This is a genomic window from uncultured Roseobacter sp. (assembly GCF_947499265.1).
In the GTDB taxonomy this organism is placed as follows: Bacteria; Pseudomonadota; Alphaproteobacteria; order Rhodobacterales; family Rhodobacteraceae; genus Roseobacter.
This window is the reverse complement of record NZ_CANMNK010000005.1, coordinates 125,990-140,058: the sequence shown is the minus strand read 5'-3', so window position 1 is coordinate 140,058 and position 14,069 is coordinate 125,990. Positions and strand designations below refer to the sequence as shown.

Sequence of the window (14,069 nt, the reverse complement as noted above, 5' to 3'; positions counted from 1 at the left end):
GCGGTTACACCCGTTCGATGATCGTCGCGGCGCCCATCCCCGAGGCGATGCAGAGCGTGGCAAGCCCCACCTCTTTGTCGCTGCGTTCCATCTCATCCAGCAGGGTGCCGATGATCATGGCACCGGTGGCCCCCAGCGGGTGACCCATCGCGATCGATCCGCCATTCACGTTCACCTTTTCGCTTTCCACATCAAAGGCTTGCATGAAGCGCAAGACGACAGCGGCAAAGGCCTCATTGACCTCGAAGAGGTCGATGTCCTTGATGTCCATACCGTTGTCGGCGAGAATTTTCTCGGTCACCGGCACCGGGCCGGTCAGCATGATCGTGGGATCGGTGCCAATCTTGGCAGTCGCACGGATGCGGGCGCGGGGCTTCAGCCCGTGCTTTTCGCCGAAGGCTTTCGAGCCGATCAGAACCGCCGCCGCCCCATCGACGATGCCGCTGGAATTGCCCGCATGGTGGATGTGGTTGATCTTCTCCAGATGCGGGTATTTCATCAGCGCGACCTTGTCGAAACCGGGCATGACCTCACCCATCGCCTGAAACGCAGGGTTCAAACCGCCCAAGCTCTGCATATCGGTCTGCGGGCGCATGTATTCGTCGTGATCGAGGATCGGCAAGCCGTTCTGGTCGCGGATTTCGATGACTGATTTGGCGAAGCGCTTATCGTCCCAAGCCGCTTTGGCCCGGCGTTGCGACTCCACCGCAAGTTGGTCTGCGTCGTCGCGGGTGAAGCCATATTCGGTCGCGATGATATCGGCACTGATCCCCTGCGGGACAAAGTATTTTTCCATCGCCAGCGTCGGATCCACGGCAATCGCCGCCCCGTCCGAGCCCATGGCGACGCGGCCCATCATTTCCACACCGCCCGCGATATAGGCCTCCCCCGCGCCACCCTTGACCTGATTGGCCGCAAGGTTGACGGCTTCCATGCCGGAGGCGCAGAAGCGGTTGATCGCGAGACCCGGGATGCGTTCGTCCAGATCAGAGGCCAGCACGGCGGAACGGGCCAGACACCCACCTTGCTCCATCACTTGGGTGACATTGCCCCAGATCACGTCTTCGACCGCGTGACCTTCGAGGTTGTTGCGTTCCTTGACGGCATTCAGCGTCTGCGCGGACAGGCGCAGTGACGTGACTTCATGCAGGCTGCCGTCCTTGCGGCCTTTGCCGCGCGGGGTGCGCAGCGCATCATAGATGTATGCTTCGGTCATATGGGTCTCCTTCTCGCGCGGTTGCACGCGGTATCTTGATCAGGCGCGATCCCGCGCCGTATTTCGGGTCAGGCGCGGTCAGCGGGGCTGCCGGGCATCAGATCGTAGGGGGCTTTCCAGCCCGGTGTTTCGGAAATTCGGGTGAGCCAGGCATCGATGTGCGGCCAGTCGGCGCGGTCAAAGCCAAAGGGCTCAGGATAGTACAGGTAGCCACAGCAACTGATGTCGGCATTGGTGATCCCGTCGCCAACAATCCAATCACGGCCCGCGAGGTGGTCGTTCAAAACGCTATAGGCGGCCTTTAGACGCCCCTGGTTGAACGCTATCACTTCTGCCGGGCGTTTGTCTTCGGGCAGGAAGTTCATCAGGAACCTCGTTGGCCCAGCGGTCGAGCTGAGCTTGTGATTGTCCCAGAGCACCCAGCGCAGTATCTCGCGCCGTTCGGCCGCATCCGTACCACCGAATTTCCCCGACTTTTCAGAGACGTAGTCCTGAATCACGCCCGATTGGGTCAGGCGCAGATCGCCGTCGACCATCACTGGCACTTCGCCCATGATATTCACCTCTGCGCGGTACTGGGGCGTGCGTGCCTCGCCCCCGAAGAAATCGACCTTGAACGGCTCCCAATCGAGACCCGAGAGCTGCAGCGCAAGTGCGGCCTTGTAGGCATTGCCGCTTTCGCCAAAGCAATAGAGTTGGATGGTCATAGGGTCCTCGCAATCAGTTCTTTCATGATCTCATTGGTGCCACCGTAGATGCGTTGCACGCGCGCGTCCGCCCACATTTCCGCGACGGCGTATTCTTGCATAAACCCGTAGCCCCCGTGCAGCTGCACGCAATCGTCCAGCACGTCGCATTGGGTGTCGGTGAGCCAGTATTTCGACATGGCAGCGCGCTCGACCGTCAGTTCACCGCGCAGGTGTGCCGCGATGCATTGGTCCAGAAAGGCGCGTGCCACGGCAGTGCGGGTCTTGCATTCGGCCAGCTTGAAGCGGGTGTTCTGGAATTGCGTCAATGGGCCGCCAAAGGCTTCGCGCTCCTTGCAATAGGCGATGGTGCGTTCCACCGCGCCCTCCATGGCCCCCACCGCGCCGCAGCCGATGATCAGCCGTTCCTGAGGCAGTTGTTGCATCATCTGATAGAAGCCCTGACCCTCATCACCGCCGAGGATATTCTCGGGCGGGATCGCCACCGCGTCAAAGAAGAGTTCAGACGTGTCAGCCGCATGCAGTCCGACCTTCTCAAGGTTGCGCCCGCGGCTAAACCCTTCGGCGCCATCGGTCTCCACAATGACCAGCGATACGCCTTTCGACCCTTCGGTCGGGTCGGTCTTGGCGGCCACGATGATCAGGTTCGCATGCTGACCGTTGGTGATGAAGGTTTTCTGCCCTGAGAGTCGGTAGACGTTTCCGTCCTTCACCGCTTTGGTCTTGATCCGCTGCACGTCGGACCCAGTGGAGGGTTCGGTCATCGCCAACGCGCCAACCAGCTCACCCGACACCATCTTTGGCAGCCAGCGTTGTTTCTGTTCCTCGGTGCCGTAGGCAAGCACGTAATGCGCCACGATCCCGGAATGGATGCCGTGCCCCCAGCTGGCCAGATTGGCGCCGGAGGCCTCGATGAGGATTGCGGCCTCGTGACCGAAATCGCCACCCGGCCCGCCATAGGCTTCGGGCACGGAGGGGCAGAGCAGACCCAGAGCACCGGCCTCTGCCCAGGTTTCACGGTCCATCTGGCCCTGTTTGCGCCATTTTTCAAATTTGGGTGACCATTCGGTCGTGATGAATTGCGCGGTCATCTCCGCGGTCATGCGGTGCTCTTCGGTCATCCAACCGGAGGTGTCGCTTGATCCGTCTTTCATCTCGCACCCTCCCCAGATGTGCTCATTTCTTGCGTGCATCAAGCTCCGCATTGAAGAGCCGCAGCCGGTGGCCGAACGTCTCTTCGTTGATGACGCTGTCGAAATTCTCAAAGAGAAACGACAGCGCTTCGCCTTCGTCCAGACCGGCGTCGCCCGCGAAACGTTTGAGCCTGCGGTAGCCGTCTTCTGTCATGGCGACGGGAAAACGGCGGGTCAGACGGAAACGTTTGGGCATGGGCCGGGTCCTTTGCAGCGTCGGAAAGGGGGTGGGTCGTAGCCCACTTTTCCGACCTTAGAAGTTTGCCACCTCCAACGCCATCACAGTATCGGCACCGGTTTCGATCCGGCTGAGGTGCAGGGCCGTCGCTGGCAATTGCCGTGCCATATAATAGCGACCGGTGTTCAGCTTTGTCTCATAGAACGCAACGTCAGAAGCACCGGTGTCCAGGGCGGTTCGCGCCGCTTTGCCCATTTTTGCCCACATCAGGCCGAGGCAGACATGACCAAACATATGCATGAAATCATAGGAGCCCGAGAGCGCGTTATTCGGGTTTTTCATGCCGTTTTGCATGAAATACATGCCCGCTGCCTGCAGATCCTTGCTCGCGGCTTTCAACGGCTCCAGGAATTGTGCGTCGAATTCGGCATTCTGGCCTGCGTTTTCTTTGATGAAAGACTTCACCAGCTCGAAGAAGGCCATCACATGCTTGCCGCCATCCTGTGCCAGCTTGCGCCCGACAAGATCAAGCGCCTGAACGCCATTGGCACCTTCATAGATCATCGCGATCCGGGCATCGCGGGTGTATTGCGACATGCCCCATTCCTCGATGTAGCCGTGGCCGCCATAGACCTGCTGCGCCTTGATGGTCATGTCATAGCCCTGATCGGTCAGGAAGCCCTTGATCACCGGTGTCAGCAGGGACACCAGACCATCGGCATCCTTGTCCTGGCCGCGATGGGCCGCATCGATCAGGGTCGACCCCCAGAGGATGAACGCCCGCGCGCCTTCGGCAAAGCTCTTCTGATCCATCAGCGAGCGGCGGATGTCCGGGTGCACGATCAGCGGATCGGCGGGTCCTTCGGGGTTCTTAACACCCGTCACGTCGCGGCCTTGCAGCCGGTCCTTGGCGTAATCCAGTGCGTTCTGATAGGCGACCTCGGCCTGTGACATGCCCTGCATGCCCACGCCCAGACGTGCCTCGTTCATCATGGTGAACATGGCGCGCATGCCCTTGTGCTCCTCGCCGAGGAGATAGCCGGTTGCGCCATCATAGTTCATGACGCAGGTGGAATTGCCGTGGATACCCATCTTCTCTTCGATCTTACCCACGGCAACGCCGTTCCGCTCTCCCAGGGAACCGTCGTCTTTGACAATGAATTTCGGCACGATAAAGAGCGACACGCCCTTGATGCCCTCCGGCGCGCCGGTGATTTTGGCCAGCACCAGGTGAATGATGTTGTCGGACATGTCATGCTCACCGGCGGAGATGAAAATCTTCTGTCCGGTGATCTTGTAGCTGCCATCACCCTGTGGTTCGGCCTTGGTACGCATCAGGCCTAGATCGGTACCGCAATGCGGTTCGGTCAGGTTCATCGTGCCGGTCCAGTCGCAGGCGACCATCTTGGGCAGATACATGTCTTTCTGCGCATCTGTCCCGTGGGCCAGGATTGCCGATGCCGCGCCATGGGTCAGACCCTGGTACATCGTGAAGGCCATGTTGGAGGACGAAAACATCTCGCCGACCGCGGTGCCGATCACGTAAGGCATGTTCTGACCGCCGTACTCCTCGGGCATGTCCAGCCCGGGCCAGCCGCCTTCTTTGACCTGCTCAAAGGCTGCCTTGAAACCAGTAGGCGTGCGCACCACGCCGTTTTCCAGAACACAGCCCTCGGTATCACCAACCACGTTCAGCGGGGCCAGCACTTCGGAGGTCAGCTTGCCCGCCTCTTCCAGAATGGCCGAGGTGAAATCCGCTTCAAGCTCATCATATCCGGGGATGTCCTGGCCGGTGACATTCAGCACGTCGTGCAGGACAAATTGCATGTCTTTGGTGGGGGCGGTGTAACGGGGCATCTGGTCTCTCTCCCTGAAATCGTGATGTCTGGTGGCGCTATTCTGCAGCGTCGCGCGACGTGTTCATCGAGGCGAGCATCTCTTCGCCCCACTTCAGCTGGTCGCGCAGATCCGAAATCGCCGTGTTCAAGGCGTCACGCTGGCTTTCCATTTCGGCCAGACGTTTGAGCCCGACCTCATAGGAGGCTTGAAGTTGCGCGTTCTGCTGATCGCCCATGTCGTAGAGATCCAGCAGTTGCCGCAGCTCCTCCAGGCTCACGCCAAAGCGCTTGCCGCGCAGGATCAGTTTCAACCGCGCACGGTCGCGTCGGGTAAACAGACGCTTTTGCCCCTCGCGGATCGGGAACAAAAGCTCTTTGGATTCGTAGAAACGCAACGTCCGGGGCGTTACATCAAACGCATCGCACATCTCGCGGATGGTCATCGTCTCATCTGTCATTGATCTACTCTTTTCGGCATCGGAACGCGGTACAGATATTGTCTGGCCCTGCTGCTACAATATGAGATTACGTTTACGTAACCTGAACGTCACGTCACTTTCCCGAATGCCATCGCGGAAACCAAGCGACACGCTGCGTCACATCACTATGAGCGCAAAAAACCGCCAATCCGCACAAACAGGACCCCAGATGCCCAAGCGGCAATGAAGCGGTGAGTCGTTTCAAAAGCGGTTAAAATCAGGTGGTTTTGATCTCATTGGCCACGGAGTCGCGCAGATCCTGAAGCTCTTGCATCGCCTCGTCCAGCTGCGCGCGTTGCTCTGCCAGTTCCTTTAACTGGCCATCCGCCAGGGTGACCCAGGCTTCCATTTGCGCGGCGGTGCCTTCTTTTTCGTAGATCAACAGCCACTGTCGAATGTCTTCGAGCTGAAAGCCGAATTTGCGACCGCGCAGAATAAGTTTCATCCGCGCGCTTTCTCGAGGGCCGTAAAAACGTGCACGCCCTTCGCGATCCGGCTGTAACAACTCAATGTATTCGTAATAGCGCAACGTCCGCGGGGTCACGTCGAATTTGGCGCACATTTCTTTGAATGTCAGGCGCTGCTCTGTCATGCCGTTTCTCTCCCTGCGTGCAGGCTAGGACTCTAATTCGTCAAGCGCAACCGTCGCTCTTGCCCTTCGGCGGGCTCTGGGATGATAAAGGGCGCAGATACATCCGGGACAAGCCGATCGGAGCAGACACCCATGGCCACAAAAACCGACATCGCGCGGCAGTTTATCGAAGCCATCCCGCACAGCAAATCATTGGGCATGCGCCTGACGGACATGGGGGAAGGTGTCGCAACCATCGAAATGCCCTATGATGAAAAGCTTGTGGGGGATCCCGAAACCGGGGTCATCCATGGCGGGGCTGTGTCGGCGCTGATGGATACCTGCTGCGGCGCTGCGGTGATGAGCCATCCGGAAAATCCCGGCGGCACTGCGACGATCGACTTGCGCATTGATTATATGCGGGCGGCAAAGCCGGGTCAGGCGATCACGGCGCGCGCCACCTGCTATCACGTGACACGCACGGTGGCCTTTGTCCGGGCGACGGCGACGGATGCTGATACCGACAACCCGGTGGCGGCGGCGACGGGCGCCTTTACCGTGGAGGGGGCGCGATGAAGGCGCCGCGGCGCCCACCGGAGCCGGTTCAGGTGATCAAACAGCGCCGCGATGCGACCTTGCGGGCGCTGGTCGAAGGCGTGCCCTATATTCAGTACCTCGGCATGCAGTTTGAGCGTAAGGGAGATGAGTTGACCGGTGTTCTGCCGTTCGATCAGAAACTGATCGGCAACCCGATGCTGCCCGCGATCCATGGCGGCGTCACTGCGGCATTTCTGGAGGTCACCGCGATCATCACGCTGAGCTGGACCTACCTGTGGGAGGATGTGGAATCGGGGGCGATCAACACGGAATCTCTCGAAAACGGTGGCTTGCCCAGATTGCCCAAGACCATTGATATTTCAACCGATTACCTGCGATCTGGTCTGCCACGGGACGCCTATGCGCGGGCGCGGATCAACCGGTCCGGGCGGCGGTATGCGTCGGTGCATGTCGAAGCCTGGCAGGACAATCGCAACCGGCTTTTTGCACAGGCAACCGGGCATTTCCTGATGCCCCAACGCCGTGACTGACACGGCAACCACGCCCCAGGCAGCGGTGACGCATAGGCGTGTCCTGAAAATCGCCCTTCCCATCGTCTTGTCCAATGCCACGGTTCCCATTCTGGGGGCGGTGGATGTCGGCGTGGTAGGGCAGATGGGCGAGGCTGCTCCCATTGGCGCGGTTGGGCTGGGCGCGATCATCCTGTCGACCGTCTACTGGATTTTCGGGTTCCTACGCATGGGCACGGTCGGGCTTGTGGGCCAGGCCGAAGGGGCAGGGGATAAGGCCGAGGTTTCCGCCTGGTTGACCCGCGCCCTGCTGGTGGCGCTGGCGGGCGGGATAACACTGATCATTCTGCAGCCGCTGATCTTCTGGGGCGCTTTGCGGCTGGCACCGGCCAGCGATGAGGTTGAAAGCCTCGCGCGGACCTATCTGACGATCCGCATCTGGACAGCGCCCGCTGCCATTGCGGTCTATGCGCTGACCGGCTGGCTGGTCGCGATGGAGCGCACGGGCGGCGTCTTCTGGGTCCAGTTGGTCATGAACGGCACCAATATCCTGCTTGATCTGCTGTTTGTACTGGTCTTTGACTGGGGTGTGCCCGGTGTGGCCATTGCCACCGTGATCGCGGAACTGACAGGGGCCGCGCTTGGCTTGTGGTTCTGCCGAAGCGCCTTTCGCAGACCTGATTGGCGCGACTGGCCGCGCATTTTCGACCGCGCAAAGTTGATCCGGATGGCGCTGCTGAACACCGATATCCTGCTGCGTTCGGCGATGTTGATGATCATCTTTTCGTCCTTTGTCTTCATCGGCGCAAAGTTCGGCGATGTGACGCTGGCGGCAAATGAGGTGCTGGTGCAGTTCATGTACATCACCGCCTACGCCATGGACGGCTTTGCCTTTGCGGCGGAGACGCTGATTGCGCGCGCCATCGGGCGTGGGGATCGTGCCTATGTGCGCCGAAGTGCTGTGCTCACATCGACCTGGGGCCTGGTGATCTGCGTCACAACAGCGGCGGCCTTCGGGCTATCAGGTGGATGGATCATCGATCTGATGGCCAAGGACCCGGAGGTGCAGGCCACCGCGCGGGTGTTCCTGCCTTACATGGTCTTGGCCCCGCTGGTTGGGTGCGCGGCCTGGATGCTGGATGGCATCTTTATCGGGGCAACGCGCAGCCGGGACATGCGCAACATGATGGCGCTCAGTTTTGTGATCTATTGGGCGGCCATTTTGGTGTTGCTGCCGCTGCTCGGAAATCACGGGCTCTGGTTGGCACTGCTGATTTCATTCATCGCACGTGGGGTCACGCTGGGCCTGAGGTATCCGGCACTGGAGGCCTCGGCAGAGAAAACCTGACCGTCAGAGCCATTCACCGCGGCGGCTGCCCACAGCCTCCTGCACGCAGGCAAACCCGTCGCGCGCCAGCAGTTTGTCGAGGCCTTGTGCGATTTCGCTGACCAGCGACAGCCCGCCAAACACCAGCGCGGTATAAAGCTGCACGGCGGATGCGCCCGCGCAGATTTTGGCGTAGGCCTGCTCTGCCGATCCAACGCCGCCGACACCAACAATTGGAATATCTGTCTGGGCGGAAAGCTGCGCCAGTACCCGCGTGGATCGCTCAAAAAGCGGCTGGCCGGACAACCCGCCAGCTTCGGACGCATGGGCGCTGCGTAGACCGTCCCGTGATAGCGTTGTGTTGGTTGCGATGAGTGCATCGACGCGGGCGTCCCGCGCCACCGTCGCGATATCGGCGATTTCGTCCCTGCTCAGATCAGGTGCGATTTTCAGGAAGACAGGTGTAGTGCCACGCACCTGCATCACGCCGTCCAGCAATCCTGCCAGCGCCGCTGGCCCCTGCAAATCGCGCAGTTTTTCGGTGTTGGGGGAGGAGACATTGACCGTCGCGAAATCGACGGCGCCACCCAGATGCGCCATGACCTTGGCAAAATCCGCGGCACGGTCTTCGCTGGTCTTGTTGGCGCCAAGGTTGATGCCCACCGGCACCGAGGATGACGCCGCGCCAAGCCGCGCGCCAATGGCCGTCATCCCGTCGTTGTTGAAGCCAAAGCGGTTGATGGCGGCCCCATCCTCAGCCAGGCGGAACAAACGCGGCTTGGGATTGCCGGGTTGCGGCACCGGCGTCGCAGCGCCCACTTCAAGAAACCCGAAACCGGCTTGCGACAGGGGCGCAATCGCCTGTGCGTTCTTGTCGAAACCCGCGGCAAGGCCGATGGGGTTGGGCAGCGCCATGCCCGCCAGTTGTGTTTTCAAACGGTCAGAGGTGATCGGGCCGGGGGCCGGTGCCAGGCCATTTTGCAACGCCTGGATCGCTAGCGCATGGGCGTTTTCGGGATCGATCTGGCGCAGTGCGCGCAGACCGATTTGTTCAAGAAGCTTTTTCATTGCCGCTGTGCGTTCACGCGCTGGCCTCTTCCAGACCCGCGGGGAACTCATGCGCGCCATCTTTCAAAAGCAAAGGCTGCGCCCAGACCACATCGGCTATTTGCAGATCCCGGTAGAGATGCGGGAACAATTGATCGCCCCGCGATACTTCCCATTTCAGGGCGTCGCCCAGACGGTCCGTGTCAACGGCAAGCAGCATCAGATCGTCTGCACCAGCGAAATGTTTCGCAGCGGTTTCAGCGGCTTGCGATGCGGTTGAGAAATGCACATAGCCGTCCGCCACATCAATGGGCGCCCCGGCTGTTGTGCCGTTTGCACGCAGATCGGCCCATTCGGAGGCCCGGAAAATCTTGTAAATCATCATGGCGCTTCTGATGCCTTGCAGCACCCGTGGGGTCAAGGCCTCCATCATGCTGACATTTTTCGACCCTGACGCAAAGGCAAGCCGCTCCAGATGCTTTGACAGTCGTTTCGGCACTCGCCACGATGGTGGCAGAGTCCAAACGAGGAAAAACCCATGAAACGATTCCTGACAGCGAGCGCCGCCCTTGCCCTGACCAGTGGCATGGCAGCGGCTGAATACAATCTGACCATCCTGCACACCAATGATTTCCACGCACGGTTTGAGCCGATCAGCAAATATGACAGCGGCTGCTCTGCGGAAGATGATGCAGCGGGCGAATGCTTCGGCGGCTCCGCGCGTTTGGTTACCGCCATCGCGGAGGCGCGCGCGCGGTCCGACAACGCCATTCTTGTCGACGGGGGCGACCAGTTCCAGGGCACGCTCTTCTATACCTACTACAAGGGTACGCTGGCCGCCGAAATGATGAACAAACTGGGGTATGACGGCATGACCGTCGGCAACCACGAATTTGACGACGGCCCGGAAGTGCTGCGCGGGTTCATGGATGCGGTGAACTTCCCGGTGCTGATGTCGAACGCGGATGTTTCGCGCGAACCTTTGCTGGCGGACAAGCTGGCCAAATCCACGGTGATCGAACGGGGTGGCGAAAAAATCGGCCTCATCGGCCTGACGCCGGAGGATACAGATGAACTGGCCTCCCCGGGCGACAACATCACCTTTTCCGATCCCGTTGCGGCGGTACAGGGTGAGGTGGACAGACTGACAGCAGAGGGTGTGAACAAGATCATCGTGTTGAGCCATTCCGGTTACCGGACCGACCAGCGCGTTGCGGCGGAAACCTCTGGCGTTGATGTGATTGTCGGCGGCCATTCCAATTCACTGCTCTCAAACACCAATGACAGGGCGGAAGGTCCCTATCCGACGATGGTCGGCGATACCGCGATCGTGCAGGCCTATGCCTACGGCAAGTTTCTGGGCGAATTGAACGTCACCTTTGACGACGATGGCACTCTCACCGAAGCCAAGGGTGAGCCGATCCTGATTGACGGACAGGTTGCCAAGGATGCGGCGACCGCAACGCGGATCGCAGAGGCTGCCAAACCGCTGGAAGAAATCCGCAACAAGATCGTGGCCGAAACTGCTGCGGAAATCGTGGGCGTGCGGGAGGATTGCCGCGCCCGTGAATGCGCGATGGGCAACTTGATCGCCGATGCGATGCTCGCGAGGGTGAAGGACCAGGGGGTGCAGATCGCGATCCAGAACGGTGGCGGCATCCGCGCGAGCATCGACGCGGGCAAGGTGACCATGGGCGAGGTGCTGACCGTCCTGCCGTTTCAGAACACGCTCAGCACGTTCGAGGTGACCGGTGAGACCATCATCGCCGCGCTCGAAAACGGCGTCAGTCAGCACGAGGAAGGCGCAGGCCGTTTCCCGCAGGTGGCGGGTATGAGCTTTGCCTTTGACGTGTCCCAACCGGCGGGTAGCCGCATCAGCGACGTGATGGTCGGCGGCGCGGCGATTGATCCGGCCAAGGTCTATGCCGTGGTGTCCAACAACTACGTACGCAATGGCGGCGATGGTTATGATATGTTCAAAACAGCGGCCAATGCCTATGATTTCGGGCCCGATCTGGCGGATGTCACAGCGGAATTCCTCGCAGAACACGGCCCCTATACGCCCTACACGGATGGTCGCATTTCAGCGAAGTAACGCCCTCTGATAAACGCGAACGCGCCCGGGTCCAGCTCGGGCGCGTTTTTTTATGCCCGGATCTCTGGATACCCGCGGATTGAGCGATTACGGTCCGCGGATGTGCGGCCGTTTTGTCATCACCCAACCCAGCGATGCGATGGCGCAACTCTTCGACGCCCAGCCAGACAATGATCTGCCTGACGTGCCGAATTACAATGTATGTCCGACCAATCAGATCCATGTCGTTTCAAAGTCCGAGGGCGGAGCGCGACGGCTGACGCAAATGCGGTGGGGGTTCCTGCCCGCGTGGTACAAGACAACAAACGCCGGTTCCCTGCTGATCAACGCGCGATCTGAAACCATCGCGCAGAAACCTGCGTTCAGAGAGGCTGTCCGCGCCCGGCGCGCTCTGGTCGCCGTCACCGGGTTTTACGAATGGACGAAAACGCCCGAAGGCCAGCGCAACCCCTGGTACATCACACGTGCGGACGGGGCGGCGCTTGTGATGGCCGCCGTTTGGCAGGATTGGACAAGCCCGGAGGGTGATGTGCTGCGCAGCTGCGCCTTGGTCACAACCGGTGCAAATGCGCCGATGTCGACAATTCACCACAGGATGCCGGTGATATTGCAGCAAAAGGATTGGCCATTGTGGCTGGGAGAGGCGGGCCATGGGGCGGCGGTGCTGATGCGGGCGGCACCCGACGACGCGTTGCGGATGCACCGCGTGAAGCGTGATGTGAATTCAAATCGCGCTTCGGGTGCGGCGCTTATCCACGAGCTCATTGATGACGACGATGTTGCAGCACAAGTCATGGTGGGCCGATAGCGTGTCAGTCCGGCAGGGGCGCGCGGATCAGATCCAGCCGTCCTTCGATCAAGCTGTTGGTCCAGCCGTGAAACCGTCCCGCCATGGCCTGCCTGATCTCCAAAGTGACTTCGGCGCCATCGGCGATCATGTCCGTTGACCAAATCCCTTCTGAACTTCCGACCGTATGCTTGCTGCCGCTGGCGTTCACGAAACGCACGGTGTCGCCCATCTCGACGCTGATGAGATCGGGAAAATATGCGGATTGAAGTATCATGACGATATGTTCGTCGGCACGCACCTGAACCGCCGTGAATGAGACCGATCCAAAGAGTAACAAGGCAACTGGTAAAGCAGATTTGAGCAGCAAATCAATAACATCCTTAGACCGGTCCCACCCAATCGGCAGATGCCTTTGAACTAAATTTGAAATAAGGCTGAAAATGGCCCGACCAATGGCGCGGGAACGGCAATGCGCCCGCGCACAGAGTGTTTCTGAAAACGGTACAATATATTGAAATTAATTAATTTTCTCTCGTTGGTTGTGGTGGGGGATTCAAAAACCGTTACCTGCTAAGGGTTTACCGTTTGCGTGGCCAGCCAGTTGCAAAATGAGGTCAGCGCACTGCGCTCTTCCCGGTCTTCGGGCCAGACCAGATAGTAGCTGCCGATGCTTTCGGAGGTGCGTTGTGAGGCAAGCACCAACTGCCCGTCCGCCAGATAGGGTTCTGCAAAAAATGTCGGCAGTAGCGCAATGCCAAGGCCATGAATCGCAGCCTGTGCCATCGTGGAAAACTGGTCAAAGACCATGCCCGGCGGCACCTCGGCATCCAGCCCCAGCGCGCGCATCCAGCGTACCCAACCGCGTGGTCGCGTGTCGAGATGCAGAAGGTCATGGCCGAGGATTTCATTTGGGTCTGTCAGCGGCGTCGGGATCAGCGATGGCGCGCACACCGGCACAACAATTTCGGGCAGCAGTGGCAGGTAGCGAACCCCTGGCCAGTCCTCGCGTCCGAAATGGATGGCGGCGTCGAAGGTCGAGGTGCGAAAATCGAAAGGGGCCAGTCGTGTCGACAGGTTTACCGTCACTTCCGGGTGCCGCCGCGCGAAATCCCGCAGTCTTGGTGCCAGCCAATGCATGCCAAAGGCGGGCAGAATGGCCAGATTCAGGGGGCCGCCTTCGGTATTTGTGCGTGCAGAGATTGTTGCCCGACCCAACCGTTGCAATATCGCGCGGACTTCGCGCACATATTCATGTCCCGTTTGGGTCAGCACGAAACCCCGACCCTCGCACCGCAGCAGAACCACGCCAAGCTGATCTTCGAGCGCTTTGAGCTGCCTGCTGATCGCACTTTGCGTCAGGGACAGCTCGGCGGCGGCGTGTGTGGCGCTGCCCAGCCGCGCCACGGCTTCAAAGGCGATCAGCGCGGAGATCGACGGCAAATAGCGGCGCGGGACAGACATATGAGTTTTTCTCATGATTTGCAGAACAAAGCATCGTTAGTCTTTTAGCCCTGAATTTGCAATAATGAGGCAAAGACCGACCCGATCCCTGCCGCATCGA

16 protein-coding genes are annotated in these 14,069 nt (G+C 60.0%); 5 read left to right on the top strand and 11 right to left on the bottom strand.

What is annotated here, in order from left to right; genetic code table 11:
• Positions 1-4: 4 nt before the first annotated feature.
• The 7 genes from Q1A63_RS14785 to Q1A63_RS14755 form a co-directional block, all read right to left on the bottom strand.
• Positions 5-1,216, bottom strand: coding sequence for an acetyl-CoA C-acetyltransferase (locus Q1A63_RS14785; RefSeq protein WP_299632169.1), 1,212 nt, complete (start codon positions 1,214-1,216; stop codon positions 5-7).
• A gap of 68 nt (positions 1,217-1,284) precedes the next feature.
• The gene (locus tag Q1A63_RS14780; protein WP_298973797.1) at positions 1,285-1,923 is read right to left on the bottom strand and encodes a glutathione S-transferase family protein; all 639 of its coding nucleotides are present in this window, start codon (positions 1,921-1,923) and stop codon (positions 1,285-1,287) included.
• Entirely contained in the window at positions 1,920-3,077 is a 1,158-nt protein-coding gene (locus tag Q1A63_RS14775) for an acyl-CoA dehydrogenase family protein (RefSeq protein ID WP_299632166.1), read from the bottom strand. Before Q1A63_RS14775 ends, Q1A63_RS14780 begins: the two co-directional genes overlap by 4 nt.
• A 22-nt stretch (positions 3,078-3,099) precedes the next feature.
• Complete coding sequence (locus Q1A63_RS14770) at positions 3,100-3,312, bottom strand: hypothetical protein (protein WP_298973794.1); 213 nt, start codon at positions 3,310-3,312, stop codon at positions 3,100-3,102.
• Positions 3,313-3,369: 57 nt separating this feature from the next.
• The gene (locus Q1A63_RS14765) at positions 3,370-5,151 is read right to left on the bottom strand and encodes an acyl-CoA dehydrogenase C-terminal domain-containing protein (RefSeq protein WP_298973791.1); all 1,782 of its coding nucleotides are present in this window, start codon (positions 5,149-5,151) and stop codon (positions 3,370-3,372) included.
• 37 nt (positions 5,152-5,188) lie between these two features.
• Positions 5,189-5,590: a MerR family DNA-binding transcriptional regulator gene (locus Q1A63_RS14760; protein WP_298973789.1), complete on the bottom strand. Its 402-nt coding sequence runs from the start codon at positions 5,588-5,590 to the stop codon at positions 5,189-5,191.
• 238 nt (positions 5,591-5,828) lie between these two features.
• Positions 5,829-6,203, bottom strand: a complete 375-nt coding sequence (locus tag Q1A63_RS14755) for a MerR family DNA-binding transcriptional regulator (RefSeq protein ID WP_298973786.1) — start codon at positions 6,201-6,203, stop codon at positions 5,829-5,831.
• A 132-nt stretch (positions 6,204-6,335) separates the two neighbouring features.
• Between Q1A63_RS14755 and Q1A63_RS14750 the strand changes: the two genes are divergently transcribed.
• The 3 genes from Q1A63_RS14750 to Q1A63_RS14740 are packed head-to-tail and all read left to right on the top strand — an operon-like array spanning position 6,336 to position 8,597.
• Complete coding sequence (locus tag Q1A63_RS14750; RefSeq protein ID WP_298973785.1) at positions 6,336-6,758, top strand: PaaI family thioesterase; 423 nt, start codon at positions 6,336-6,338, stop codon at positions 6,756-6,758.
• Complete coding sequence (locus Q1A63_RS14745) at positions 6,755-7,270, top strand: PaaI family thioesterase (protein WP_298973784.1); 516 nt, start codon at positions 6,755-6,757, stop codon at positions 7,268-7,270. The genes Q1A63_RS14750 and Q1A63_RS14745 overlap by 4 nt, the downstream gene beginning before the upstream one ends.
• Positions 7,263-8,597 carry an MATE family efflux transporter gene (locus Q1A63_RS14740; protein ID WP_299632162.1) on the top strand — a complete coding sequence of 445 codons (1,335 nt, stop codon included), beginning with the start codon at positions 7,263-7,265 and terminating at the stop codon, positions 8,595-8,597. Before Q1A63_RS14745 ends, Q1A63_RS14740 begins: the two co-directional genes overlap by 8 nt.
• A 3-nt stretch (positions 8,598-8,600) precedes the next feature.
• Here the strand turns inward: Q1A63_RS14740 and Q1A63_RS14735 are convergent, their stop codons facing one another.
• Both Q1A63_RS14735 and Q1A63_RS14730 read right to left on the bottom strand, forming a co-directional pair.
• The gene (locus Q1A63_RS14735; RefSeq protein ID WP_298973781.1) at positions 8,601-9,644 is read right to left on the bottom strand and encodes a quinone-dependent dihydroorotate dehydrogenase; all 1,044 of its coding nucleotides are present in this window, start codon (positions 9,642-9,644) and stop codon (positions 8,601-8,603) included.
• A gap of 13 nt (positions 9,645-9,657) precedes the next feature.
• Positions 9,658-10,008 carry a DUF952 domain-containing protein gene (locus tag Q1A63_RS14730; protein ID WP_298974373.1) on the bottom strand — a complete coding sequence of 117 codons (351 nt, stop codon included), beginning with the start codon at positions 10,006-10,008 and terminating at the stop codon, positions 9,658-9,660.
• Between the two features lie 153 nt (positions 10,009-10,161).
• On the opposite strand from Q1A63_RS14730, the gene Q1A63_RS14725 reads away from it, so the two are divergent.
• Positions 10,162-11,718 (top strand): bifunctional metallophosphatase/5'-nucleotidase, encoded by a 1,557-nt coding sequence (locus Q1A63_RS14725; RefSeq protein ID WP_299632161.1) that lies wholly within the window; start codon positions 10,162-10,164, stop codon positions 11,716-11,718.
• 100 nt (positions 11,719-11,818) lie between these two features.
• Positions 11,819-12,526 (top strand): SOS response-associated peptidase, encoded by a 708-nt coding sequence (locus tag Q1A63_RS14720; protein WP_299632244.1) that lies wholly within the window; start codon positions 11,819-11,821, stop codon positions 12,524-12,526.
• Between the two features lie 4 nt (positions 12,527-12,530).
• Here the strand turns inward: Q1A63_RS14720 and Q1A63_RS14715 are convergent, their stop codons facing one another.
• Both Q1A63_RS14715 and Q1A63_RS14710 read right to left on the bottom strand, forming a co-directional pair.
• Complete coding sequence (locus Q1A63_RS14715; protein WP_299632159.1) at positions 12,531-12,845, bottom strand: hypothetical protein; 315 nt, start codon at positions 12,843-12,845, stop codon at positions 12,531-12,533.
• Positions 12,846-13,078: 233 nt separating this feature from the next.
• The gene (locus Q1A63_RS14710) at positions 13,079-13,969 is read right to left on the bottom strand and encodes a LysR substrate-binding domain-containing protein (protein WP_299632157.1); all 891 of its coding nucleotides are present in this window, start codon (positions 13,967-13,969) and stop codon (positions 13,079-13,081) included.
• Positions 13,970-14,069 lie beyond the last annotated feature (100 nt).

What these genes read in the sequence shown, in the direction of transcription:
- Q1A63_RS14735 (WP_298973781.1), bottom strand. Translation starts at nt 9,644, where the DNA reads ATGAAAAAGCTTCTTGAACAAATCGGTCTGCGCGCACTGCGCCAGATC.
- Q1A63_RS14765 (WP_298973791.1), bottom strand. Translation starts at nt 5,151, where the DNA reads ATGCCCCGTTACACCGCCCCCACCAAAGACATGCAATTTGTCCTGCAC.
- Q1A63_RS14730 (WP_298974373.1), bottom strand. Translation starts at nt 10,008, where the DNA reads ATGATGATTTACAAGATTTTCCGGGCCTCCGAATGGGCCGATCTGCGT.
- Q1A63_RS14720 (WP_299632244.1), top strand. Translation starts at nt 11,819, where the DNA reads ATGTGCGGCCGTTTTGTCATCACCCAACCCAGCGATGCGATGGCGCAA.
- Q1A63_RS14725 (WP_299632161.1), top strand. Translation starts at nt 10,162, where the DNA reads ATGAAACGATTCCTGACAGCGAGCGCCGCCCTTGCCCTGACCAGTGGC.
- Q1A63_RS14770 (WP_298973794.1), bottom strand. Translation starts at nt 3,312, where the DNA reads ATGCCCAAACGTTTCCGTCTGACCCGCCGTTTTCCCGTCGCCATGACA.
- Q1A63_RS14775 (WP_299632166.1), bottom strand. Translation starts at nt 3,077, where the DNA reads ATGAAAGACGGATCAAGCGACACCTCCGGTTGGATGACCGAAGAGCAC.
- Q1A63_RS14785 (WP_299632169.1), bottom strand. Translation starts at nt 1,216, where the DNA reads ATGACCGAAGCATACATCTATGATGCGCTGCGCACCCCGCGCGGCAAA.
- Q1A63_RS14750 (WP_298973785.1), top strand. Translation starts at nt 6,336, where the DNA reads ATGGCCACAAAAACCGACATCGCGCGGCAGTTTATCGAAGCCATCCCG.
- Q1A63_RS14760 (WP_298973789.1), bottom strand. Translation starts at nt 5,590, where the DNA reads ATGACAGATGAGACGATGACCATCCGCGAGATGTGCGATGCGTTTGAT.
- Q1A63_RS14755 (WP_298973786.1), bottom strand. Translation starts at nt 6,203, where the DNA reads ATGACAGAGCAGCGCCTGACATTCAAAGAAATGTGCGCCAAATTCGAC.
- Q1A63_RS14710 (WP_299632157.1), bottom strand. Translation starts at nt 13,969, where the DNA reads ATGTCTGTCCCGCGCCGCTATTTGCCGTCGATCTCCGCGCTGATCGCC.
- Q1A63_RS14780 (WP_298973797.1), bottom strand. Translation starts at nt 1,923, where the DNA reads ATGACCATCCAACTCTATTGCTTTGGCGAAAGCGGCAATGCCTACAAG.
- Q1A63_RS14745 (WP_298973784.1), top strand. Translation starts at nt 6,755, where the DNA reads ATGAAGGCGCCGCGGCGCCCACCGGAGCCGGTTCAGGTGATCAAACAG.